At 51.5% G+C, this 23,138-nt stretch carries 19 protein-coding genes, 1 rRNA gene and 1 pseudogene; 12 read left to right on the forward strand and 9 right to left on the reverse strand.

Going from position 1 to position 23,138, the window contains the following annotated elements:
* Window positions 1–149 precede the first annotated feature (149 nt).
* Window positions 150–265, forward strand: a 5S ribosomal RNA gene (gene rrf, locus ACU8YC_RS20560).
* 92 nt (window positions 266–357) lie between these two features.
* On the opposite strand, the gene ACU8YC_RS20565 is transcribed toward rrf, so the two are convergent.
* On the reverse strand, window positions 358–795 hold the full coding sequence (locus ACU8YC_RS20565; RefSeq protein ID WP_446895694.1) for an acetyltransferase: 438 nt from the start codon (window positions 793–795) through the stop codon (window positions 358–360).
* Between the two features lie 157 nt (window positions 796–952).
* Between ACU8YC_RS20565 and metA the strand changes: the two genes are divergently transcribed.
* From metA to aceK, 4 genes are all read left to right on the forward strand, one after another.
* The gene (metA, locus tag ACU8YC_RS20570; RefSeq protein ID WP_446895695.1) at window positions 953–1,882 is read left to right on the forward strand and encodes a homoserine O-succinyltransferase MetA; all 930 of its coding nucleotides are present in this window, start codon (window positions 953–955) and stop codon (window positions 1,880–1,882) included.
* Between the two features lie 268 nt (window positions 1,883–2,150).
* Window positions 2,151–3,752: a malate synthase A gene (gene aceB / locus ACU8YC_RS20575; RefSeq protein WP_210905482.1), complete on the forward strand. Its 1,602-nt coding sequence runs from the start codon at window positions 2,151–2,153 to the stop codon at window positions 3,750–3,752.
* Between the two features lie 31 nt (window positions 3,753–3,783).
* On the forward strand, window positions 3,784–5,088 hold the full coding sequence (gene aceA / locus ACU8YC_RS20580) for an isocitrate lyase (RefSeq protein ID WP_016155323.1): 1,305 nt from the start codon (window positions 3,784–3,786) through the stop codon (window positions 5,086–5,088).
* A 102-nt stretch (window positions 5,089–5,190) separates the two neighbouring features.
* Window positions 5,191–6,915, forward strand: coding sequence for a bifunctional isocitrate dehydrogenase kinase/phosphatase (gene aceK, locus ACU8YC_RS20585; RefSeq protein ID WP_210905481.1), 1,725 nt, complete (start codon window positions 5,191–5,193; stop codon window positions 6,913–6,915).
* Window positions 6,916–6,962: 47 nt separating this feature from the next.
* Here aceK and iclR read toward each other — a convergent pair whose 3' ends face one another.
* A complete protein-coding gene (gene iclR, locus ACU8YC_RS20590; protein WP_446895696.1) occupies window positions 6,963–7,787 on the reverse strand; it encodes a glyoxylate bypass operon transcriptional repressor IclR in 825 nt (274 codons plus the stop codon).
* 195 nt (window positions 7,788–7,982) lie between these two features.
* On the opposite strand from iclR, the gene metH reads away from it, so the two are divergent.
* Together metH and ACU8YC_RS20600 are read left to right on the forward strand one after the other, a co-directional pair.
* Window positions 7,983–11,666, forward strand: coding sequence for a methionine synthase (gene metH, locus ACU8YC_RS20595; protein ID WP_187253993.1), 3,684 nt, complete (start codon window positions 7,983–7,985; stop codon window positions 11,664–11,666).
* 136 nt (window positions 11,667–11,802) lie between these two features.
* Window positions 11,803–13,434, forward strand: a complete 1,632-nt coding sequence (locus ACU8YC_RS20600; protein ID WP_003031618.1) for a Na/Pi cotransporter family protein — start codon at window positions 11,803–11,805, stop codon at window positions 13,432–13,434.
* 53 nt (window positions 13,435–13,487) lie between these two features.
* Here the strand turns inward: ACU8YC_RS20600 and pepE are convergent, their stop codons facing one another.
* The gene (pepE, locus tag ACU8YC_RS20605) at window positions 13,488–14,177 is read right to left on the reverse strand and encodes a dipeptidase PepE (RefSeq protein WP_151218102.1); all 690 of its coding nucleotides are present in this window, start codon (window positions 14,175–14,177) and stop codon (window positions 13,488–13,490) included.
* 108 nt (window positions 14,178–14,285) lie between these two features.
* Window positions 14,286–14,565 (reverse strand): annotated as a pseudogene (locus ACU8YC_RS20610) (addiction module antidote protein).
* Window positions 14,566–15,256: 691 nt separating this feature from the next.
* Between ACU8YC_RS20610 and ACU8YC_RS20615 the strand changes: the two are divergent.
* Window positions 15,257–16,174 (forward strand): hypothetical protein, encoded by a 918-nt coding sequence (locus ACU8YC_RS20615; RefSeq protein ID WP_435580764.1) that lies wholly within the window; start codon window positions 15,257–15,259, stop codon window positions 16,172–16,174.
* A 403-nt stretch (window positions 16,175–16,577) separates the two neighbouring features.
* Here ACU8YC_RS20615 and ACU8YC_RS20620 read toward each other — a convergent pair whose 3' ends face one another.
* A complete protein-coding gene (locus tag ACU8YC_RS20620; RefSeq protein ID WP_435580765.1) occupies window positions 16,578–17,402 on the reverse strand; it encodes a DUF2971 domain-containing protein in 825 nt (274 codons plus the stop codon).
* A 241-nt stretch (window positions 17,403–17,643) separates the two neighbouring features.
* Window positions 17,644–17,805 (reverse strand): phage protein, encoded by a 162-nt coding sequence (locus ACU8YC_RS20625; RefSeq protein WP_003841416.1) that lies wholly within the window; start codon window positions 17,803–17,805, stop codon window positions 17,644–17,646.
* A 103-nt stretch (window positions 17,806–17,908) separates the two neighbouring features.
* Between ACU8YC_RS20625 and ACU8YC_RS20630 the strand changes: the two genes are divergently transcribed.
* From ACU8YC_RS20630 to rluF, 4 genes are all read left to right on the forward strand, one after another.
* Window positions 17,909–18,067, forward strand: coding sequence for a hypothetical protein (locus ACU8YC_RS20630; protein WP_187254001.1), 159 nt, complete (start codon window positions 17,909–17,911; stop codon window positions 18,065–18,067).
* Between the two features lie 130 nt (window positions 18,068–18,197).
* Window positions 18,198–18,491, forward strand: a complete 294-nt coding sequence (locus tag ACU8YC_RS20635) for a type II toxin-antitoxin system CcdA family antitoxin (RefSeq protein WP_187253990.1) — start codon at window positions 18,198–18,200, stop codon at window positions 18,489–18,491.
* Complete coding sequence (locus ACU8YC_RS20640; RefSeq protein ID WP_252838894.1) at window positions 18,491–18,808, forward strand: CcdB family protein; 318 nt, start codon at window positions 18,491–18,493, stop codon at window positions 18,806–18,808. The genes ACU8YC_RS20635 and ACU8YC_RS20640 overlap by 1 nt, the downstream gene beginning before the upstream one ends.
* A gap of 250 nt (window positions 18,809–19,058) precedes the next feature.
* Complete coding sequence (gene rluF / locus ACU8YC_RS20645; protein WP_032948298.1) at window positions 19,059–19,940, forward strand: 23S rRNA pseudouridine(2604) synthase RluF; 882 nt, start codon at window positions 19,059–19,061, stop codon at window positions 19,938–19,940.
* Here the strand turns inward: rluF and ACU8YC_RS20650 are convergent.
* From ACU8YC_RS20650 to rtcR, 3 genes are all read right to left on the reverse strand, one after another.
* Entirely contained in the window at window positions 19,937–20,209 is a 273-nt protein-coding gene (locus tag ACU8YC_RS20650; RefSeq protein ID WP_003031655.1) for a DUF3811 domain-containing protein, read from the reverse strand. The two genes, rluF and ACU8YC_RS20650, sit on opposite strands and share 4 nt — an antisense overlap.
* 97 nt (window positions 20,210–20,306) lie before the next feature.
* Entirely contained in the window at window positions 20,307–21,248 is a 942-nt protein-coding gene (gene panS / locus ACU8YC_RS20655; RefSeq protein ID WP_151218085.1) for a ketopantoate/pantoate/pantothenate transporter PanS, read from the reverse strand.
* A gap of 111 nt (window positions 21,249–21,359) precedes the next feature.
* Entirely contained in the window at window positions 21,360–22,940 is a 1,581-nt protein-coding gene (gene rtcR, locus ACU8YC_RS20660; RefSeq protein WP_151218084.1) for an RNA repair transcriptional activator RtcR, read from the reverse strand.
* Window positions 22,941–23,138: the final 198 nt, after the last annotated feature.

Consider the following 23,138-nt stretch of genomic DNA (forward strand, 5'->3'; position numbering starts at 1 on the left):
GTAAGTGTAGCGATACATTGAGCTAACCGATACTAATGAACCGTGAGGCTTAACCTTACAACGCCGAAGATGTTTTGGCGAAGAGACAGATTTTCAGCCTGATACAGATGACATCGACAGACTAAAAGTGTGTTGATAAACAGAATTTGCCTGGCGGCTGTAGCGCGGTGGTCCCACCTGACCCCATGCCGAACTCAGAAGTGAAACGCCGTAGCGCCGATGGTAGTGTGGGGTCTCCCCATGCGAGAGTAGGGAACTGCCAGGCATCAAATAAAGTGAAAAAGCCCATCCTGCCGGATGGGCTTTTTTGCGTCTGTGCGCCGTGAAATCCGCCGGCTGCGGCGTCCGGAAGTACGGCTAGCCGTGTACGAGGCTGAGTAACGGGTACGGTCGTCCAAGATCGTCCACTTCTGTCCGTTCCGTCACGTTAAATCCCATCTTTTTATAGAATCCAACCGCCTGCTCATTCTGTTCATTAACGTTGGTCGTTAGCATTGAAGTCATTGATAAAGCATGTTCAATGAGTAACTTACCAATACCACGACCACGTGCATCCGGGTCGACGAACAGGGCATCCATATGCTGATCGGTCAGAAGCATAAAGGCGATAGGCTCATCTTGTTCTGTCACTGCAACCCATAGTGGAGCTTCTGGTAAAAATGAACGTACCAGCTCTTCCAGCTCAATGCGATAATCCGGTGAGAGAAAATGGTGCGTCACATCGACTGAACGACACCAGATAGATACGAGCTTATCGCCTTCGTCCTTACGCGAACGACGAATGGTAAAGGGCATAGCATTCTCCTTTTATCTTTACTGCACTATTCTACAGCAAGGGGCCGTGAAACTTTCTCAACTTGAGGATGCAGGCTCGACATTCGCATGATTCCTGGGTATCTTCAGCTGTCTGGATGTCTAAACGTTTAAACGTATGTAGTGAGGTTATCAGGTTATGCCAATTCGCGTGCAGGACGAGCTACCCGCCGTCAATTTCTTGCGTGAGGAAAACGTCTTTGTCATGACGACATCCCGCGCTTCCGGTCAGGAAATTCGACCACTGAAGGTGCTCATCCTCAACCTGATGCCCAAGAAGATTGAAACGGAAAACCAGTTCCTGCGCTTACTGTCTAACTCACCGCTACAGGTAGATGTTCAGCTATTGCGCATCGATGCCCGGGAGTCACGCAACACCCCTACGGAGCATCTGAATAACTTTTACTGTAATTTCGAGGATATCAGCGATCAGAACTTTGACGGACTGATCGTGACCGGCGCGCCGTTGGGTCTGGTTGAATTTAATGACGTGGCTTACTGGCCGCAGATTAAACAAGTGCTTGAATGGGCCAAAGATCACGTTACCTCGACGCTATTTGTCTGTTGGGCGGTACAAGCCGCGCTGAATATCCTGTACGGAATTCCTAAGCAAACCCGTACGGATAAACTCTCAGGCGTTTATGAGCATCATATTCTGCACCCACATGCACTACTGACGCGTGGATTTGATGATGCGTTCCTGGCTCCGCATTCGCGCTATGCCGATTTTCCTGCTGCACTTATCCGGGACTACACCGATCTCGAGATTTTTGCCGAGACAGAAGAGGGAGATGCTTACCTGTTTGCCAGCAAAGATAAACGAATTGCCTTTGTGACGGGTCATCCTGAGTATGACGCTCATACGCTCGGCAGTGAGTATTTTCGTGATGTCGAAGCGGGCCTAATGCCGGAAGTACCCTATAACTACTTCCCGAAAGATGACCCGCAAAACAAACCGCGGACAACCTGGCGTAGCCACGGCAATCTGTTGTTTACTAACTGGCTCAACTATTACGTCTACCAGATCACGCCATATGATCTGCGTCACATGAATCCAACGCTGGATTAATCTTCTGTAGCAGACGATCCTTAAGCGTTTCAGCATGTTGAATCAGGCACCTTCGGGTGCCTTTTTTATTTCCGAAATGCACCTCATCATGTAATTAAATTTTATTTATATTGTTATCAATGAGTTAATTGATATTTAAATTAAAAATGGAAATTGTTTTTGATTTTGAAATTTAAATGAGTAGTCTTAGTTGTGCTGAACGAAAACCGCACAACGATCCTTCGTTCGCATTGGGGATGTGTTTGGATCAATGACGAGGAACTACGCAATGAATCAACAGGCAACGACAACCGATGAACTGGTCTTCACCAGGCCGCGTGGCGAACAGGAGCAACAGATTCTGACCGCTGAAGCGGTGGAGTTTCTGACCGAATTGGTTACAAGATTTACACCAAAACGCAATAAACTTCTGGCTGCACGTATCCAGCAGCAGCAGGATATTGATGACGGTAAGTTGCCTGATTTTATTTCGGAAACGGCTTCCATTCGTGAGGGCGACTGGAAAATTCGCGGTATTCCTGATGATTTACTGGATCGCCGCGTAGAGATAACCGGGCCTGTTGAGCGCAAGATGGTCATCAACGCGCTGAACGCAAATGTCAAAGTCTTTATGGCTGATTTTGAAGATTCGCTGGCTCCTGAGTGGAGCAAAGTAATCGATGGGCAGATCAACCTGCGCGATGCGGTCAATGGCACCATTAGTTACACCAACGAAGCCGGTAAAATTTATCAACTTAAACCCAATCCGGCCCTGTTGGTGTGTCGCGTTCGTGGTCTGCACTTGCCGGAAAAACACGTCACCTGGCGTGGTGAATCCATCCCGGGCAGCCTGTTTGACTTTGCCCTCTATTTCTTCCACAACTACAAAACGTTGCTGGCAAAAGGTAGCGGCCCTTACTTCTACCTGCCAAAAACGCAGGCCTGGCAAGAAGCAGCATGGTGGAGCGAAGTGTTCAGCTATGCAGAAGATCGCTTTAATCTGCCGCGCGGCACCATCAAAGCGACTCTGCTGATTGAAACGCTGCCGGCCGTCTTCCAGATGGACGAAATTCTGCACGCGCTGCGAGACCATATTGTCGGCCTGAACTGCGGTCGCTGGGACTACATTTTCAGCTATATCAAAACGCTGAAGAACCACCCGGATCGCGTGTTGCCGGACCGTCAGGTGGTGACGATGGATAAGCCATTCCTCAGCGCCTATTCACGCCTGCTGATTAAAACCTGCCATAAACGCGGCGCGTTCGCGATGGGCGGTATGGCGGCGTTCATTCCCAGCAAAGATGCAGAACGTAACAACCAGGTGCTGACCAAGGTAAAAGCGGACAAAGCGCTGGAAGCCAATAACGGTCATGACGGCACATGGATTGCTCATCCGGGACTGGCTGATACCGCAATGGCGGTGTTCAACGACGTGCTCGGTGAAAACAAAAATCAGCTGTTCGTGACCCGTGAAGAAGATGCGCCGATTACCGCAGAACAACTGCTGGCGCCTTGTGAAGGTGAGCGTACTGAAGAAGGTATGCGCGCCAACATCCGTGTCGCAGTGCAGTACATCGAAGCGTGGATCTCCGGTAATGGCTGCGTACCGATTTACGGTCTGATGGAAGATGCGGCCACAGCCGAAATCTCCCGTACCTCCATCTGGCAGTGGATCCACCACCAGAAAACGCTCAGCAATGGCAAACCGGTGACCAAACCGCTGTTCCGCCAGATGCTGGCCGAAGAGATGCTGGTGATTCAGGACGAGCTGGGCGAACAGCGCTACAGCAGCGGACGTTTTGACGATGCCGCGCGCCTGATGGAGCAAATCACCACATCAGATGACTTAATCGACTTCCTCACCCTGCCAGGTTACCGCCTGCTTGCGTAATCCACCACATAACAATATGGAGCATCTGCACATGAAAACCCGTACTCAACAAATCGAAGAATTACAGAAAGAATGGACTCAACCGCGTTGGGAAGGCATTACCCGCCCATATAGCGCGGAGGAAGTGGTGAAATTACGTGGCTCGGTCAACCCGGAATGCACGCTGGCACAGCTTGGCGCGGCGAAAATGTGGCGTTTGCTGCACGGTGAATCGAAGAAAGGGTATATCAACAGCCTCGGTGCGCTGACCGGCGGCCAGGCGCTGCAGCAGGCGAAAGCCGGTATTGAGGCGGTCTACCTTTCAGGCTGGCAGGTGGCGGCAGATGCCAACCTGGCGTCAAGCATGTACCCGGATCAATCGCTGTATCCGGCGAACTCCGTCCCGGCAGTGGTGGATCGAATCAACAACACATTCCGTCGCGCCGATCAGATCCAATGGTCAACCGGTATTGAACCGAACGATCCGCGCTATGTGGATTACTTCCTGCCGATCGTTGCCGATGCGGAAGCGGGTTTTGGCGGTGTACTGAACGCGTTTGAACTGATGAAGTCGATGATTGAGGCTGGTGCAGCGGCCGTTCACTTCGAAGATCAGCTCGCATCGGTGAAAAAATGCGGTCATATGGGTGGCAAAGTGCTGGTACCGACTCAGGAAGCTATCCAGAAACTGGTGGCGGCCCGTCTGGCGGCCGACGTTATGGGCGTTCCGACGCTGGTGATTGCGCGTACCGATGCTGACGCAGCCGACCTGATTACTTCTGATTGCGATCCCTACGACAGCGAGTTCATCACCGGCGAACGCACCAGTGAAGGGTTCTACCGTACACATGCGGGTATTGAGCAGGCGATTAGCCGTGGTCTGGCCTACGCACCGTATGCGGATCTGGTGTGGTGTGAAACCTCCACGCCGGACCTCGAACTGGCGAAGCGCTTTGCCGATGCTATTCATGCCAAATTCCCTGGCAAACTGCTGGCCTACAATTGTTCACCGTCGTTTAACTGGCAGAAAAACCTGGATGATAAAACCATTGCCAGCTTCCAGCAGCAGCTGTCAGATATGGGATACAAATATCAGTTCATTACCCTGGCGGGCATCCACAGCATGTGGTTCAACATGTTCGACCTCGCACACTCCTATGCGCAGGGTGAAGGCATGCGCCACTACGTTGAGAAGGTTCAGCAGCCAGAATTTGCGGCGGCGAAAGACGGTTACACCTTTGTATCCCATCAGCAGGAAGTGGGCACTGGTTACTTCGATAAAGTTACCACCATCATTCAGGGCGGTACTTCCTCGGTGACCGCACTGACCGGCTCGACTGAAGAATCGCAGTTTTGATCAATGCCCGGTGGCGCTGCGCTTACCGGGCCTACGAAGGGATGTAGGCCGGATAAGCGAATGCGCCATCCGGCATGACGTTGTGCCGGATGGGAGAAATCAATGACGCGTGGCCTGGAATTACTGATTGCTCAGACGATTTTGCAAGGTTTCGACGCCCAATACGGGCGTTTTCTGGAAGTCACCTCCGGCGCGCAGCAGCGTTTTGAACATGCCGACTGGCATGCGGTTCAGCAGGCGATGAAAAGCCGTATTCACCTTTATGATCATCACGTCGGTCTGGTGGTGGAGCAGTTGCGCTGCATTACTGACGGTAAAAGCACTGATGCGGATTTTTTACTTCGCGTGAAAGAGCATTACACCCGGCTATTACCGGATTACCCGCGCTTCGAGATTGCGGAGAGCTTTTTTAACTCCGTTTACTGCCGGTTATTTGACCACCGCTCGCTGACTCCCGAGCGGCTGTTTATTTTCAGTTCTCAGCCAGAGCGCCGTTTTCGCACGATCCCACGCCCGCTGGCGAAAGACTTTTTCCCTGATTCAGGTTGGGAGTGGCTGCTCACACGCGTCCTTAGCGATCTGCCCTTGCGTCTACCGTGGCAGAACAAACATCGGGATATCCACTACATCATTGAGCACCTGACCGAAACCCTCGGTGCGAATGTGTTGCAGGGCTGCCATTTACAGGTGGCGAATGAACTGTTTTATCGTAATAAGGCCGCCTGGCTGGTCGGTAAGCTGATTACCCCTTCCGGGACGCTGCCGTTTTTATTGCCAATTCACCGGACAGACGAAGGTGAATTGTTTGTCGATACCTGCCTGACCACGACGGCGGAGGCGAGCATTGTGTTTGGCTTTGCCCGCTCCTATTTCATGGTGTATGCACCGTTGCCGGCCGCACTGGTGGAGTGGCTGCGCGAGATCCTGCCCGGTAAAACCACCGCGGAATTGTATATGGCGATTGGCTGTCAGAAGCACGCCAAAACCGAAAGCTACCGTGAATATCTGCTGTATCTTGCCCATTGCGATGAGCAATTTATCGAAGCGCCGGGGATCCGCGGCATGGTCATGCTGGTGTTTACCCTGCCGGGCTTTGATCGGGTGTTTAAAGTTATCAAAGATAAATTTGCCCCGCAAAAAGAGATGTCTGCAGCCCACGTCCGCGCTTGTTATCAACTGGTCAAAGAGCACGATCGCGTTGGGCGAATGGCTGACACCCAGGAGTTCGAAAACTTTGTGCTGGATAAACGGCAAATCGCCCCGGCGCTGATGGCGCTGTTGCTACAGGAAGCCCCGGACAAAATTACCGATCTCGGCGATCAGATTGTCATTCGCCATTTGTATATCGAACGGCGCATGGTGCCGCTGAATATCTGGCTGGAGCAGGTCGAAGGCCAGCAACTGCGCGATGCCATTGAAGAGTACGGCAACGCGATTCGTCAGCTGGCCGCCGCCAATATTTTTCCCGGCGATATGTTGTTTAAGAACTTTGGCGTGACCCGCCACGGGCGCGTGGTGTTCTATGACTACGACGAAATTTGCTATATGACGGAGGTGAATTTCCGCCATATCCCGCCACCGCGTTACCCGGAAGATGAGATGAGCGCTGAACCGTGGTACAGCGTATCTCCAGGGGATGTTTTCCCGGAAGAGTTTCGCCACTGGCTGTGTGCTGACCCGCGTATTGGTCCGCTATTTGAAGAGATGCACGCTGACTTATTCAACGCCGACTACTGGCGGGGTTTGCAAACGCGGATCCGTGAAGGGCATGTGGAAGATGTTTACGCCTATCGGCGCAAGCAGCGGTTTTGTGTGAGGTTTACATAATTGTCTGTAGGCCGGGTAAGGCGTAGCCGCAACCCGGCAATGCCATCTTAGCGAAAGCCACCATACGCCAGCGTTACTTCTTTCGCCGCTTTGATCGCCATGGCGCCAAACTCGGTCACGCGATCGTCGGTAATGCGCGAAATCGGACCGGAGATGGAAATGGCGGCAAACGGCTGGCGGTGCTCGTCATAAATGCATGATGCCACGCAGCGCAGGCCCAGCGCATGTTCCTCATCATCAAAGGAATACCCGCGCTTACGCGTCTGGGCGAGATCCTCTTTCAGATGCACCGGCGACACCAGCGTGGCGTGGGTGTATGCGTGCAGCCCTTTACGGTGCAGCAGCCCAGTCACCTGTTCTTCGCTCAGCTGGGATAAAAACGCTTTACCCGCACCGGAGGCGTGCATCGGCAGTTTGCCGCCGATGGGTGCAGACATGCGCATCAGTTGGGTACACTGCACCTGGTCGATAATAATCGCCTGATGGTCGCTTTGATCCAGCACGGCGAGGTTGACCGTTTCACCGGAATCTTCCATCAGTTTGCGCAGGATTGGGTGGATAATCGCCAGCAGATTGCGACTTTGCAGAAAGCTGCTGCCGACAATAAACGCATGCGCGCCCACGGCCCAATGCCCTAATTCACCGACCTGACGAACAAATCCCTGCTGCTGCATGGTGGTCAATAATCGGTGAGTCGTGGAGTTTGGCAGGCCGGCCTGCTGCGCCAGCTCGGTCAGCGCCACGCTGCCGTTGGATTCCGCAATCCACTCGAGCAGTTTCAGGCCGCGCGTCAGGGACTGAACCTGCCCGGTTGCGGGCGCAGTGGTAGCGGCGGGTTTTCTACCGCGTTTCGCGGGAACGGGGGCAACCATGGCAGACTCCTTTTCTGTATCGTGGAAATCATTTTCGTTTTATTCAAATATAATGCAAGAATTCCTGTACTGATCGGATGAGTGAAGCTGAACATGTCTCATGTTGGCCGTTGTTCTCTTTTCCGCCTCTCAGGTTTGTGCCAGTATGGTCTGTTGAGTTTTTTTCGGTCTGGTTGAGCGTTGTCGGGAGCGAGTGTGAGCAGCAAAGTTGAACAATTACGTCAGCAGTTAAATGAACGTATTCTGGTGCTGGACGGCGGTATGGGCACCATGATCCAGGGATATCGTCTGAGTGAAGAGGATTTCCGCGGCGAACGCTTTGCCGACTGGCCGTGCGATCTGAAAGGCAACAACGACCTGCTGGTGCTCAGCAAACCGGAGGTGATCGCTGCGATTCACAACGCCTACTTCGAGGCGGGTGCGGATATCATCGAGACCAACACTTTTAACTCCACGACTATCGCCATGGCGGATTACCAGATGGAATCCCTGTCGGCGGAAATCAACTTTGCGGCAGCCAAACTGGCGCGCGCGGCAGCAGACGAATGGACGGCGCGTACGCCAAATAAACCGCGCTACGTCGCGGGCGTGCTTGGCCCAACCAACCGTACGGCGTCTATATCGCCCGACGTCAACGACCCGGCTTACCGCAATATTACCTTTGATCAGCTGGTGGCCGCCTACCGGGAATCCACCAAAGCGTTGGTGGAAGGCGGCAGTGACCTGATCCTGATTGAAACTGTATTTGATACCCTGAATGCCAAAGCCGCTATTTTCGCGGTAAAAACCGAATTTGAAGCGCTGGGCGTTGAGCTGCCGATTATGCTCTCCGGCACCATCACCGACGCTTCTGGCCGTACGCTCTCCGGTCAAACCACCGAAGCGTTTTATAACTCGCTGCGCCATGCCGACGCACTGACTTTTGGTCTGAACTGCGCCTTAGGGCCGGATGAACTGCGCCAGTATGTGCAGGAACTGTCGCGTATTGCCGAATGCTACGTTACCGCACACCCGAACGCCGGGCTGCCGAACGCCTTTGGCGAATACGATCTTGATGCCGACACTATGGCGGCGCAAATTCGCGAGTGGGCCGAAGCGGGCTTCCTGAATATTGTTGGCGGCTGCTGCGGCACCACGCCGGAACACATCGCCGCCATGAGCCGCGCAGTGGACGGGCTGCCGCCGCGCAAACTGCCGGAAATCCCGGTGGCCTGCCGCCTGTCTGGCCTCGAACCGCTGAATATCGGCGATGACAGCCTGTTTGTGAACGTCGGCGAAAGGACCAACGTTACCGGCTCAGCGAAGTTTAAGCGCCTGATCAAAGAAGAGAAATACAGCGAGGCGCTGGACGTCGCCCGCCAGCAGGTAGAAAGCGGCGCACAGATTATCGATATCAACATGGATGAGGGGATGCTCGACGCCGAAGCGGCGATGGTTCGTTTCCTTAACCTGATTGCCGGTGAACCGGATATCGCCCGGGTACCGATCATGATCGACTCCTCAAAATGGGACGTTATCGAAAAAGGGCTGAAGTGCATTCAGGGCAAAGGCATCGTGAACTCCATTTCGATGAAAGAGGGGGTTGAGACCTTTATTCATCACGCGAAGCTGCTGCGTCGCTACGGTGCGGCAGTGGTGGTGATGGCCTTTGACGAGCAGGGCCAGGCCGACACACGCGCGCGCAAAATTGAGATCTGTCGTCGCGCCTACAAAATTTTGACCGAAGAAGTCGGCTTCCCGCCGGAAGATATTATCTTTGACCCGAACATCTTCGCGGTCGCGACCGGCATTGAGGAACACAACAACTACGCGCAGGACTTTATCGGTGCCTGTGAAGACATCAAACGCGAACTGCCGCATGCGCTGATCTCCGGCGGCGTTTCTAACGTGTCGTTCTCGTTCCGTGGCAACGACCCGGTACGTGAAGCCATTCATGCGGTATTCCTCTACTACGCCATTCGCAACGGCATGGATATGGGGATCGTCAACGCCGGACAACTGGCGATCTATGACGACCTGCCCGCCGAGCTGCGTGATGCGGTTGAAGATGTGATCCTCAATCGTCGTGACGATGGCACCGAGCGTCTGCTGGAGCTGGCCGAGAAATATCGCGGGAGCAAAACCGACGAGACTGCCAATGCCCAGATGGCGGAATGGCGCAGTTGGGACGTGAAAAAACGCCTCGAATACTCGCTGGTGAAAGGCATAACCGAATTTATTGAACTGGATACCGAAGAAGCGCGCCAGCAGGCCGCGCGTCCGATCGAGGTGATTGAAGGGCCATTGATGGACGGCATGAACGTGGTTGGCGACCTGTTCGGCGAGGGCAAAATGTTTCTGCCGCAGGTGGTGAAATCCGCCCGCGTGATGAAGCAGGCGGTGGCCTACCTCGAACCGTACATCGAAGCCAGCAAAGAGAAAGGCTCCAGCAATGGCAAAATGGTCATCGCGACCGTGAAGGGCGACGTGCACGACATCGGTAAAAACATCGTCGGCGTGGTGCTGCAGTGCAACAACTACGAAATCGTCGACCTTGGCGTGATGGTACCCGCGGAGAAAATCCTCAGAACCGCGCGTGAAGTGAATGCCGATCTGATCGGCCTGTCCGGGCTGATTACCCCGTCGCTGGATGAAATGGTCAACGTAGCGAAAGAGATGGAGCGTCAGGGCTTCACTATTCCGCTGCTGATTGGCGGCGCGACCACCTCGAAAGCGCACACGGCGGTGAAAATTGAGCAGAACTACAGCGGCCCGACGGTGTACGTACAGAACGCCTCGCGTACCGTAGGCGTAGTGGCCGCGCTACTCTCTGACACTCAGCGCGATGACTTTGTCGCTCGTACGCGTAAAGAGTACGAAACCGTGCGTATCCAGCATGCGCGTAAGAAACCGCGTACCCCGCCGGTAACGCTGGCTGCCGCGCGTGAAAACGATCTGGCGTTTGACTGGGAAAATTACACCCCGCCGGTGGCGCACCGCCTCGGCGTACAGTCAGTCGAAGCCAGCATCGAAACGCTGCGTAACTACATCGACTGGACGCCGTTCTTTATGACCTGGTCGCTGGCGGGAAAATATCCGCGCATTCTCGAGGATGAAGTGGTGGGTGAAGAGGCGAAGCGCCTGTTCAAAGACGCCAACGACATGCTGGATAAACTCAGCGCAGAGAAGACCCTGAATCCGCGTGGCGTGGTGGGGTTGTTCCCGGCCAACCGTGTCGGCGATGACATCGAGATTTACCGTGACGAGACGCGGACGCACGTCATCAACGTGAGCCATCACCTGCGTCAGCAGACGGAGAAAGTCGGTTTCGCCAACTACTGCTTGTCTGACTTTGTCGCGCCGAAACTGAGTGGCAAAGCAGATTACATTGGGGCTTTCGCAGTTACCGGTGGTCTGGAGGAAGATGCGCTGGCGGACGCCTTCGAAGCCCAGCATGACGACTACAACAAGATTATGGTGAAAGCGATCGCTGACCGTCTGGCGGAAGCCTTCGCAGAATACCTGCACGAGCGCGTGCGTAAAGTCTACTGGGGCTATGCGGCGAATGAGAACCTCAGTAATGAAGAGCTGATCCGCGAAAACTACCAGGGCATTCGCCCGGCACCGGGCTATCCGGCGTGCCCGGAACATACCGAAAAGGCCACCATCTGGGAACTGCTGGATGTGGAGACGCACACTGGAATGAAGCTCACCGAATCCTTCGCGATGTGGCCTGGTGCGTCGGTATCCGGTTGGTATTTCAGTCATCCGGACAGCAAGTACTACGCCGTGGCGCAAATTCAGCGCGATCAGGTTGAAGATTACGCCTTCCGTAAAGGCATGAGCGTGGCGGAAGTCGAACGTTGGTTAGCGCCTAATCTGGGTTACGACGCTGACTGAGCCACAAAACTGTCATCTTTATTTACAACAAACAGGGCACTCAATGAGTGCCCTGTCTCTTTATTACGTTTAAACCCTTATACTGAAAGAAGGCTTCGGCCTCAGGAACATATAACGATAAGGAGTACCTGATTCCGTGTTAACTCTGTTACACCTGCTTTCTGCCGTCGCGATGCTGGTTTGGGGTACGCATATTGTGCGTACCGGCGTGATGCGCGTCTTCGGCGCTCGTTTACGCACCGTACTCAGCCGTAGCGTTGAAAAGAAACCGCTCGCCTTCTGTGCTGGCATCGGCGTCACTGCCCTGGTGCAAAGCAGTAACGCTACCACCATGCTGGTGACTTCGTTTGTCGCGCAGGATCTCGTGGCGCTCACTCCTGCGCTGGTGATTGTGCTCGGTGCCGACGTGGGGACCGCGCTGATGGCGCGTATCCTGACCTTCGATCTCTCCTGGCTGTCGCCGCTGCTGATTTTTATCGGCGTGATCTTCTTTCTCGGACGGAAACAGTCCCGCGTGGGACAACTTGGGCGGGTTGGCATTGGGCTGGGATTGATTTTACTGGCACTGGAGCTGATTGTGCAGGCGGTAACGCCGATCACCCAGGCTAACGGCGTACAGGTTATTTTCGCCTCACTTACCGGCGATATCATGCTGGATGCGCTGATTGGCGCCATGTTTGCGATTATCAGTTACTCCAGCCTGGCGGCGGTACTGCTGACGGCTACGCTGACCGCCGCAGGCATTATCTCGTTCCCGGTAGCGTTGTGTCTGGTGATTGGCGCCAACCTCGGCTCGGGTCTGTTGGCGATGCTCAACAACAGTGCTGCGAATGCTGCTGCCCGTCGTGTGGCGCTCGGCAGTCTGCTGTTTAAGCTGGTGGGCAGCCTGATTATCCTGCCGTTTGTTCATCCGTTGGCGAATTTGATGGATGAGCTACCGCTGCCGAAATCCGAACTGGTTATCTACTTCCACGTCTTCTACAACCTGGTACGCTGTGTGGCGATGGTACCGTTCGCTGAACCGATGGCGCGTTTTTGTAAGCGCATCATCCGCGATGAACCGGAGCTGGACGCGCATCTGAAGCCCAAGCATCTGGACGTCAGCGCGCTGGATACGCCAACGCTCGCTCTCGCCAATGCCGCCCGCGAAGCGCTGCGCATCGGTGATGCGATGGAACAGATGATGGACGGGTTGAAGAAGGTGATGCACGGCGAGCCGCGCGAAGAGAAAGAGTTGCGCAGGATGGCGGATGACATCAACGTGCTGTACACGGCGATTAAGCTCTATCTGGCGCGGATGCCAAAGGATGAACTGGCGGAAGAGGAGTCACGCCGTTGGGCGGAGATTATCGAAATGTCGCTCAACCTCGAACAGGCATCCGATATCGTCGAACGTATGGGGAGTGAGATTGCTGATAAGTCGCTGGCCGCCCGTCGGGCATTCTCTGTGGAAGGGCTGAAAGAGCTGGATGCGCTTTACGATCAGCTGCTCAGCAATCTGCAACTGGCGATGTCGGTGTTCTTCTCGGGCGATGTGACCAGTGCCCGTCGTCTACGCCGCAGCAAGCACCGTTTCCGTATTCTCAACCGTCGTTATTCGCACGCGCACGTTGACCGACTGCATCAGCAGAACGTGCAAAGCATCGAGACCAGTTCCCTGCATCTGGCGTTGTTGGGCGATATGCAGCGTCTGAACTCGCTGTTTTGCTCCGTGGCCTACAGCGTGCTGGAACAGCCGGATGAAGATGATGAGCGCGACGATTACTAACTGAGTCAATGCCGGATAGCACTGCGCTTATCCGGCATCAGACAACCAATCAATTAAAAGCAGTGACCCGCCTCAACGGCAACCGCCTCTTCACCCGCTTTAAAGATATATGTGGTGTTCGGGCCGCCGAGCACAGATTGACCGTTGCTTACCTTAATCCAGTTACCTTCCGGCAAGCCAATCACCGTCAGCTCTGGCGCAACCACCAGCAGCTCGCGAATACGCTGTTCACGTGTTTCGCCTTTGTGACCTTCCGGCAGCGCGTTGGTGAAATGTGGGTTAATCTGCAGCGGGAACAGACCCAGCGCATCAAAGCCTTTGGGATCGACAATTGGCATGTCATTGGTGGTGCGGATGGTCTGGCAGGCAAGGTTGGAACCCGCGCTCCAGCCAATGTACAGCGCCCCGCGCTTGACGACATCGACAATCGGCGACAGCAGCCCACGCTCGCGGCTCTCTTTCAGCAACTGGAAGGTATTACCCCCGCCGACAATCACCAGCTCTGCATTTTCAATGGCAGCAATCGGATCGGCAACGGTATGAATGCCTGTAACATTGACGCCCATTGGCGCAAAGATGGCTGCCGTTTTCGCCGTGTACTCATCCCAGGTTTGCGTCACGCCGGCGAACGGAATAAACACCGCCGTACGGCGACCATTCAGTTGCTCAGCAATCAGCGGCAGCGCATGTTCCATCCATCCTTTGCCCGGCAGCGTCGAGTTACTCAATAAAAGCAGTTCCATCATTTCTCCCTGTAATCAGAAAATTACAAACCGCGCTAATGCTACCACTATCAGCCTGACGCCTTACTGATATGGCTCACGATGTTGGAAGGGGGACAGAAGCTATGGCTATTTTTTAAGTGTCAATCCAATACCGAGCGCCTTCATCACAGCCAACGTGGTTTTTCAGCGTCGGATTTCCTTTCTCACTAAACGAGCGATAGAGTTGTTCGCGGGATAATCCCGTTTCTGCCGCGATGTTCGCCATTCCTTTAGCGCGTGCCACCACGCCCAACGCTTTTGCAATGTACGTTGCTTCGCCTGTTTCGAGGGCATCCGCCATAAATAGAGCAATTTCTTCAGCATCAACCAGCGCAGCAGCGGGATCGTACTGAGTAAGCTTATTCATGGCGGAATGTCTCCTGATAGTCCAGTGAACGGGCGAGCATTCCCCAACAGGTTTAACATCGCCAGCTAAACCATTCGCCAGTCGGAAAAGGCGTGCGGCAATGAGCGTTTTGGCCCTGCGATTCCGTAGATTCTGCTCCCAGCGTTGGAAAACCGTGGTCTGAAGAATTTCCATTATTACGTTCCATGTATTTTATAAACTACATTCTGAATTGACACGTTGAGACCAGAGAATAAAAAAATGGGGAGTAAGGGGAAATGCTGGCAGGAGGAAACAGGAAGGCGCCTCGCAGTAATGCATAATTTTCCAGGATGCTGCAGTTGATACGCGAAACGATAACAGGGGAGAGGCGGCTTTGAGCCAGAAGCGGAAGTTGCTAGGTTCGTACTGCGTGAATCATTGAGGAACAGATCATACCGGTTGAAAGCATCGTACTATGGGCACAATTATCTTCATCGACGGTAAACAAACCTAAGCCATGTTGAAATGAGTATCTTGGACTGACTGCCGAAATGTGATCAGCTTTAACTATCGCAATAAACAACCTTTAGGGGCATTTTTTGTGCTATAAATAAAAATATAAGATAACACAGTCAATTGTAATTATCTTTTTATTCTATAGTGATTTACAATGGCACTGAATAACGTGAATTACACATTCTTTGTCAAATAGATATATGTAGGGGGGAATATGTTTGATGATTTTGATTTTAACCTACTAAGCTCTGATGAATTTAAAGAGGATTCAGTTAGAGAAGAGTTGATTTTACCAATTATTAAAGCTCTTGGTTATAAATCATCAGGAGATAGCCGTGTAATCAGGAGCAAAACGCTTACACATCCATTTGTCTCAATAGGTTCCCAGCCAAGAAAAATCTCAATAGTACCGGATTATGTTTTTCTTTCTAACGACCGACCATATTGGATTCTTGATGCAAAGGCTCCTAATGAGAAAATATCTAAAAGCATGCACGTCGAGCAAGCCTATAGCTATGCCATACATCCAGAAATAAGGGCGGAAATGTATGCTTTGTGCAATGGGAATGAATTTGTTCTATATAGCATCCGGGAACTCCATCCAATACTCAGATTTTCTTTAAAAGACATTGATAATCACTGGGAAAAATTATTTAGGATATTAAATCCAGATATTAAAGCTAATCCGGCTGTTTTGAATTATGCGCCTGATTTTGGAATTCACATTCGAAAAATGGGTTTGGTTAAAAATGGTTCTTTTAGTGCCCCAGCTATAAACACTAAATTTATTAGTCGATTGAGTGAACGCTCATACACGTGCGTATCTACAATACCCGGAGATATTGAAATGGCTATTTCTCTGGACTTTAACAAAAAAACATTTAAACAACTACTTAAAGTACTTCCATCAGAGCAAGCAAGTAAAATTAAACAGGCTTTAAGCCAACAGCCTTTTCATATAGCTTTCTCTGAAAGCGACCCTGACGTAAAATTTGGAATCACCAGTAATATCAGTAATGAAATACATCACAACGCTGAAGAAAGCTACATTCCTTTCATAGTTAAAGAGGTATTTCCTTATAATAACTCCATCGACGAATGGGAAGAATTAGCCAAAAGAGAAATGGAGTGAATTAGCATTTCATATTTTGCATAAAACTTTTAGCAAATGATTATCACGTGTGAGTTTAAACCGGTGCAAGCCGGTTTTTTACAATAATATGCTCCCACATATGAACTACAGCATCCAATTATAATACACTGTTCATCTCCCATTACATTAGCTAACACATTGTATTATAAGTAAAGCTACTTATCAGTGGTGAGGATAATTGCGAACTTCCACTTTTCACAGCTCATAGCAGACCTTTAGTGCCACGTGCTTGTCTGCTACATGCCAGAAGCGGAAGTCGAGATTTTACAATATATAAATAAATTGCTGACAGGTCAGGTATTGAAAATTAAAATAGTAATGCTTGTGGGGGATGCTTATACACCCACTACAGAACAACCATATTTCTGTTGGTCTAGTCTCATCAACGATATGTACCTCTGGAGCGTCTAATATTTACACCACTTAATCCCATTTCTTCCAATTTTGAACGAACGTATTCATCAGATTCCTCATATAAAGGTCCCAGTACAACTTCTTTGATTGATGGAATACCATGGAAGGATGAGCTAATCTTATGGTAGTGTGCATCACCAAAATCAGTATTACGCTTACCCATATCGTATGGATCTACGACATTGTTTATTTCAATAAATCCTCTAATTTCTCTTTCATCTTTAAAAAAATCATTTTTATATAAAGTGCATAGTTTTGTAAGTAGATCTCCAAACATACGAGACTTAAATATCATGATATCATGAACCATATGTTGTGGAATATCATCACGAAGTGTGAATAATCTACGCTCGTAAGACCTTATTTGTTCTTTAAGTTTTTCTTCTGAATAGATAACGGGATAAAACTTAGCTTTACCTTGAATAGGGGATAGCTTTTGTAGATACCGATTAAAGAGATGATGATTCTCTATCTCAAATGTGTTGTAACCAACGGCAGCACCTTTACCGTTATCCCCATACCCACGCCACATGCTCAAACAATCTCCATCACTTGTAAGAGAACAAATAAGCATCATGAAATCGTCGCGCATCTGATCACGTGAGATGTTTTCTAGCACCTGAATGTGGTTTGGAAATTCATTTATTATCACATTTTTAGCAATCCTATAACCAGCAGAATACTCATCCCAATCATTCATGTTCCGGAGATCGGTAAACCATAATTCTTGGCTTTCAAGCATTTTTAAAAATGTTTCAGCATTTGCATAGCGAAAAGCAAGATCAGTATTCATATAGCGGGCGCTTATTAACGGAGTAACTTAGTTCAGTTTAATATATTGATTTGTTTAGAACAACATCTTCATAGTTTTGCCTGCTAATCAATTCTTATTTTATCCAAGATACATAGCTGTAATGACCTGTTCCCAGTTGATTGACACACGGCATCGTTAGCAAACTCCATGGCGACTCAATTACGACCGTCTGCTGATCGCTCTAAGCAGACCTCCAGAAAACGATACATAATGTCGATCGCTAGACTTCAATCCCTTTCTGCTTCAGTTCTTTTCTAATCACACGTTTAATCCAGGCTGCCAACGATTCATCGCCATCCTGCCGTTGTGCTTCTTCCATCGCTTTGCGCAGTTCCGGATCCAGACGGAATTGAAACGGGGGATTGCCTCTTCTTTCGTTCATGTGTGGTGACACCTTAATTACACAAGAGTGGTGTGGGTATGTGTGATGACACATTACGCTCACATATCAAAAATAACAACGCCCCGAAAGTGCGGGAACACGCATGCCGCAAGCTGATCTGCTTTATTTTCCACTCGCCGAGGCGTTCCGCCATCTTGATTGTCGCCATCTCACTACCGAAGAGAATCTGGTGCTGTCGTTCGGTTGTGAAGAGGCGCTGGCAGGGCTGTACCATACGCTGAGTTTTATGGGCGAAAGCTGACCAGCAACTGTTTGTCAGCGCCCCCCTAAACTCATCTGGAAAGCGCCTCGCAGACTTCTTCTTCGGGATGTGACAGACCTGTGCAACCACCTTAGTGTGACATAATGATTTGTTGGTCTGGGAATAGGAAATGCTCGTTTATTACGCTAATCTTAGGCATGTCATGCGCACTGTTATGGGGGTTGTCATGCGCACTGTGTCTAAGGTAAAAAAATCAGTCAATGTCTCTCTGGCTCCAGAGATACTGGAAGAGGCGCGCAAGCTTAAAATCAATCTGTCAGCTGTTTTAACTGAAGCCCTAATCGAAAAATTTCGCGAGAACAAACGTGAAGAATGGTTGCGGGATAATAAAAAATCGATAGAAGCATTGAATCAATGGGTGGAAGAAAACGGTTCGTTCAGTGATTTTCAAAGGACATTCTGATGGAGCAGTATTGCGCTTATGAGAATACTGGCAGTGGAAAAAGCGTTTATCCGTTTTTAATTAGCTTACAGCATCCGGTGGCCGCTGTTTTGCAACATGTACTGGTTGCCCCCGTTATCGCGCTAAGCCAGTTCCCCAACGAAGTACCGCCAGCTAAAATTTGTCCTGTTGTTAATATTGGTGGGCAAGCCTATGTGGTGATGACGCATATGATGACAGGCATACCGGTGAAGAATATGGGTAACTGTGTGGGAGATCTGACCGCAAACAGGGCTGAACTTCGCGATGCGATTGATTTCCTGCTTAACGGTTATTAGAGCACCATGACGGGGCTGATTATGTTGAAAGGTGTGACGGATCACAAATAGCCCTCGGGCATTCGCGCACGATTATTTTTATCGCCTGCAAGGTAAGGTATATTTCGCTTTTAATACACAAAAGCATTCAAGTTGTATCAAGGCGGCAAGGGAACGAATTCCTGGGAGCATAGATAACTATGTGACCAGGGTGAGTGAGGGCAGCCAACGCAGAGACGGCTTGAAGGATGAAGTGTATACAGGAGAAATTATGCTGCCCGACTCATCCATCCGATTAAATAAATACATCAGTGAAAGCGGAATCTGCTCGCGTCGCGAGGCGGATCGCTTTATCGAACAAGGGAATGTCTTCCTGAATGGTAAACGCGCCACCATTGGCGATCAGGTGATGCCTGGCGACGTCGTAAAAGTGAATGGTCGGTTGATTGAGCCGCGTGAAGCGGAGGATCTGGTTTTTATCGCACTGAACAAGCCGGTAGGGATTGTCAGCACCACCGAAGATAGCGAACGCGACAACATTGTTGATTTCGTTAACCACAGCAAGCGCGTGTTCCCCATTGGCCGTCTGGACAAAGATTCCCAGGGGCTGATCTTTCTGACCAACCACGGCGACCTGGTGAATAAAATCCTGCGCGCCGGTAACGATCACGAAAAAGAGTATCTGGTGACGGTCGATAAGCCCGTAACCGACGACTTTATTCGTGGGATGGGAGCCGGTGTGCCAATCCTCGGCACCGTTACCAAGAAATGTAAGGTCAAGAAAGAAGCGCCGTTTGTGTTTCGCATCACGCTGATTCAGGGGCTGAACCGCCAGATCCGCCGTATGTGTGAGCACTTTGGTTATGAAGTGACGAAGCTTGAGCGCACACGCATCATGAACGTGAGTTTGTCCGGCCTGCCGCTAGGTGAATGGCGCGACCTGACGGATGACGAACTGATCGATTTGTTCAAGCTGATTGAGAATTCTTCTTCAGAAGCTAAACCGAAGGCGAAAGCGAAGCCAAAAGCCGCCACCGCAGGTATCAAGCGCCCGGTAGTGAAAATCGAAAAATCAGCGGAGAAAGAGAAATCGCGCCCGGCGGCAAACGGGAAGCGTTTTACCTCGCCGGGGCGTAAGAAGAAAGGACGTTAACGTCTGCCGCGCGTTGGCGTATTCGCCGACCAGGAGAATGACGCCTCTGAGTCCGGTTTATAAGCCTGCTTTTTCTTCAACTGGCGGGCTTTTTTAGCTTCGGCTTCGCGCAAGGCCATCAGCTTATCGATGTACTCTTTCTTGATGCTGTTGGTCTCTGCGTTGGTCAGCAGTCGACCATGCGCAATGCGTGCGCGGTCAAGCAGCGTTTTCAGTTCACGCTGTTCGCGCTCAGTCATCTCTTTTTGGGTAATGCGGGGGAGTGCCATACGGGTGCCCTCTGTTAGCCGATACTCTCAGTGTACGGTAATCCTGGTCAGGCTGATAGCACTCAGGCCGGGTAAGCATGTGCTACCCGGCATTTTTTTAACTTTCCTTCACTGTTTGCTGTGGTTCTTTAGCAATCGGTTTACCGGACCAGTAACCCGCAAGCAGCGAACCGGAAAGGTTATGCCAGACGGAGAACAACGCGCCGGGCAGAGCGGCGAGCGGACCGAAGTAGATTTTGCCCAGCGCAGCGGCGAGGCCGGAGTTCTGCATGCCGACTTCAATCGCCAGTGTGCGGCAGGTGGATTCATCAAAGCCGAACAGTTTCCCGCCCCAGTAGCCGCCAAGCAGGCCAATGGTGTTATGCAGAATAACGGCGATAATTACCACAAAGCCGACCGACGCTATGTGCGACGCAGAACCTGCCACAACAGCGCTGATGATGGCCAGGATGCACACCATAGAAAACGCGGGCAGATACGGTTCTACGGCTTTTACGACGCGTGGGAACAGATGGTGAATGACCAGGCCCAAAGCAATCGGAATAACCACGATCTGCAGAATGCTCAGCAGCATACCCATCACATCTACCTGAATATGCGCGTCGACGTAAAGACGGGTGAGCAGCGGTGTGGCGACAACACCGACCAGCGTTGAAACCGATGAAATCGTCACGGAGAGCGCCACATCGCCCTTCGCCAGGTAAATCATTACATTAGATGCCGTTCCGCTGGCGACGCTACCGACCAGCACCATACCTGCGGACAGTTCCGGTGGCATATTAAAAGCCAGCGCCAAAATCCATGCGGCGAGCGGCATCACCAGATAGTGTAGAAAAATACCTGCCGCAACCGGCGCAGGGCGTGAGAGTACGCGTTTAAAGTCATCCACCTTCAGGTGCACGCCCATGCCGAACATAATCAGCATCAGTAACGATGGCACGAATGGCCCGACAGGCGTAAATGTGGAGGGCGTGTAATACGCAATAACAGAGAGCAGCAGCGCCCATAACGGGAACAGCCGCGTGAGAGTAGCGAGCATGTTGTATTCCTTGCGATTGAAATGTGTTGTGTTGTTATAAAAAAGCCGGGATCGAGCCCGGCCATAGTTATTGTGTATCGCGTGATGGAATATTATTCAAACAAATTATGTTTATGTTCCGCAGTGAATGTTTTCCCAGCTCAGCCCGAAACGCGCGAGATATTTGCGCAGGCGGTCCGCATCGTTAGGATTGGCTTTTTTCTGCCGCGAGACGGCGAACAGTTCGCGTCCGGCTTCCGACAGCGACGCGCAGCGGCGGCACACTTCCAGTACCGTTTCTAACTGGCGGCGATCGAACAGGTCAATGTCCATATTCAGTTCAGGCTGCGGAGTGGCTATCTGCCAACTCTCCTTTAGCAGCGCAATCTCTTCTTCGACAAGGGATAAGGTAATGCGACCTTGTTCGGCAAGTGTCGCCATGCGCGCGATGGATGAACTGAGTTCACGAAAGTTGCCGCGCCATTGCGCCTGCGGGGAGCAGGCAAACGCCAGATAGGAAGTGCGTGCCTCTTTATCGAAACGGATTTGCGTCTGCTTGTTGCTGGAAAAACGTTGCAGCTCATACTCGACGTTCGGCGCGATATCCTCCCGCCGCTGCGCGAGACCGGGCAGGGTGAAACTCCACATGTTGATACGCGCGTAGAGATCCTCGCGAAAACGGCCCTCAGCGACCCATTGCCGCATGTCGCGATGGGTGCCGGCAATCAGCTGAAAATCGCTGTGTACTTCTTTGTCCGACCCAAACGGGAAAAAGGTTTTTTCTTCAATCGCTTTGAGTAACATGGCCTGCTCGTCCAGCCCCAGCTCGGCGATCTCATCGAGAAACAGCACGCCGCCATCGGCCTCTCGCAGCAATCCGCTACGCGCCGTGAGCGCACCGGTAAACGCCCCCTTCACATGGCCAAACAGCGTTGACATCGCATTATCACCGCGCAGGGTCGCGCAGTTAACCGCCACCAGTTTTCCCGCCACCAGATGCCGCGACTGGCGTAGCTGAAAAATACGTTTCGCGAGGAAGGATTTGCCCGCGCCGGTAGGGCCGGTGAGCAGGATCGGGTCTGTTGAGCGCAGAGCTACCCGCTCAATGCGATCGATCAGTTTATTGAAAGTGGCGTTGCGCGTATCAATCCCGGCTTTCAGAAAGGATACCGACTGCTGCTGTTCGCGCTGAAAACGACTGGTGAGCGTGGCATAGCGGCTTAAATCGAGATCGATAACCGAGCAGACGCCAGCGGCGACGGCTTCATCTGATGAACCGCGTGGTGCCGGGCTGGTTTGCAACAGGCTGGCGGGCAGGTAACGCGCTTCCGTCAGCAAAAACCAGCAGATTTGTGCCACGTGAGTCCCGGTGGTGATGTGCACCAGATACTCTTCGTTTTCCGTATCAAACTCATAATGCGTGGCAAAGTCGAGAAACGCGGCGTAGACCTCTTCAAAGTCCCACGGATCGTTAATGGTAACGGTATGCGGGCGGACTTGGGTGTGCGGCGAAAGCAGCGCGACGTCTTCAATCAACCTTTGCGCCATGCTCTCATCGCGTGGCTGGTGGAGGAGTTCCAGCCTGTCGACAGGGAAATCGGGTTGTTGGCATAGCCCAACCGTGGGTCGCCATTTCTTAAACCGATTGGCCCGCTTGCCGCGCTTATCCAGCACCGTTCCCAGTACGCCAATCACTACCCGTTGCTTCTTCATGGTTTATCCAAAAAGATAAATAAGAGATTAAAAGATAAAAAAATAAACCCATCGAGACAACCGCCATGATTGGCGTAAATAATTAAAGCTATGAAAATCAATTAATTAAAAATTAATCATGCCTGTTTTAATTCCTGGCACGCTTCTGGCAATAACACTTGCGTCAATCACGCTGAAAGCGCAGGGGGTTAAACCCCG

The sequence above is a fragment of the Citrobacter sp. VF227 genome, from assembly GCF_052950715.1.

Bases quoted from the DNA above. Each gene is read 5' to 3' on its own strand.
- ACU8YC_RS20640 (WP_252838894.1), top strand. From the start codon at position 18,491: ATGGAGCAGTATTGCGCTTATGAGAATACTGGCAGTGGAAAAAGCGTT.
- ACU8YC_RS20635 (WP_187253990.1), top strand. From the start codon at position 18,198: ATGCTCGTTTATTACGCTAATCTTAGGCATGTCATGCGCACTGTTATG.
- pepE (WP_151218102.1), bottom strand. From the start codon at position 14,177: ATGGAACTGCTTTTATTGAGTAACTCGACGCTGCCGGGCAAAGGATGG.
- ACU8YC_RS20630 (WP_187254001.1), top strand. From the start codon at position 17,909: ATGCCGCAAGCTGATCTGCTTTATTTTCCACTCGCCGAGGCGTTCCGC.
- aceA (WP_016155323.1), top strand. From the start codon at position 3,784: ATGAAAACCCGTACTCAACAAATCGAAGAATTACAGAAAGAATGGACT.
- aceB (WP_210905482.1), top strand. From the start codon at position 2,151: ATGAATCAACAGGCAACGACAACCGATGAACTGGTCTTCACCAGGCCG.
- panS (WP_151218085.1), bottom strand. From the start codon at position 21,248: ATGCTCGCTACTCTCACGCGGCTGTTCCCGTTATGGGCGCTGCTGCTC.
- rtcR (WP_151218084.1), bottom strand. From the start codon at position 22,940: ATGAAGAAGCAACGGGTAGTGATTGGCGTACTGGGAACGGTGCTGGAT.
- aceK (WP_210905481.1), top strand. From the start codon at position 5,191: ATGACGCGTGGCCTGGAATTACTGATTGCTCAGACGATTTTGCAAGGT.
- ACU8YC_RS20565 (WP_446895694.1), bottom strand. From the start codon at position 795: ATGCCCTTTACCATTCGTCGTTCGCGTAAGGACGAAGGCGATAAGCTC.
- ACU8YC_RS20650 (WP_003031655.1), bottom strand. From the start codon at position 20,209: ATGGCACTCCCCCGCATTACCCAAAAAGAGATGACTGAGCGCGAACAG.
- rluF (WP_032948298.1), top strand. From the start codon at position 19,059: ATGCTGCCCGACTCATCCATCCGATTAAATAAATACATCAGTGAAAGC.
- ACU8YC_RS20625 (WP_003841416.1), bottom strand. From the start codon at position 17,805: ATGAACGAAAGAAGAGGCAATCCCCCGTTTCAATTCCGTCTGGATCCG.
- ACU8YC_RS20615 (WP_435580764.1), top strand. From the start codon at position 15,257: ATGTTTGATGATTTTGATTTTAACCTACTAAGCTCTGATGAATTTAAA.
- metA (WP_446895695.1), top strand. From the start codon at position 953: ATGCCAATTCGCGTGCAGGACGAGCTACCCGCCGTCAATTTCTTGCGT.
- iclR (WP_446895696.1), bottom strand. From the start codon at position 7,787: ATGGTTGCCCCCGTTCCCGCGAAACGCGGTAGAAAACCCGCCGCTACC.
- ACU8YC_RS20620 (WP_435580765.1), bottom strand. From the start codon at position 17,402: ATGAATACTGATCTTGCTTTTCGCTATGCAAATGCTGAAACATTTTTA.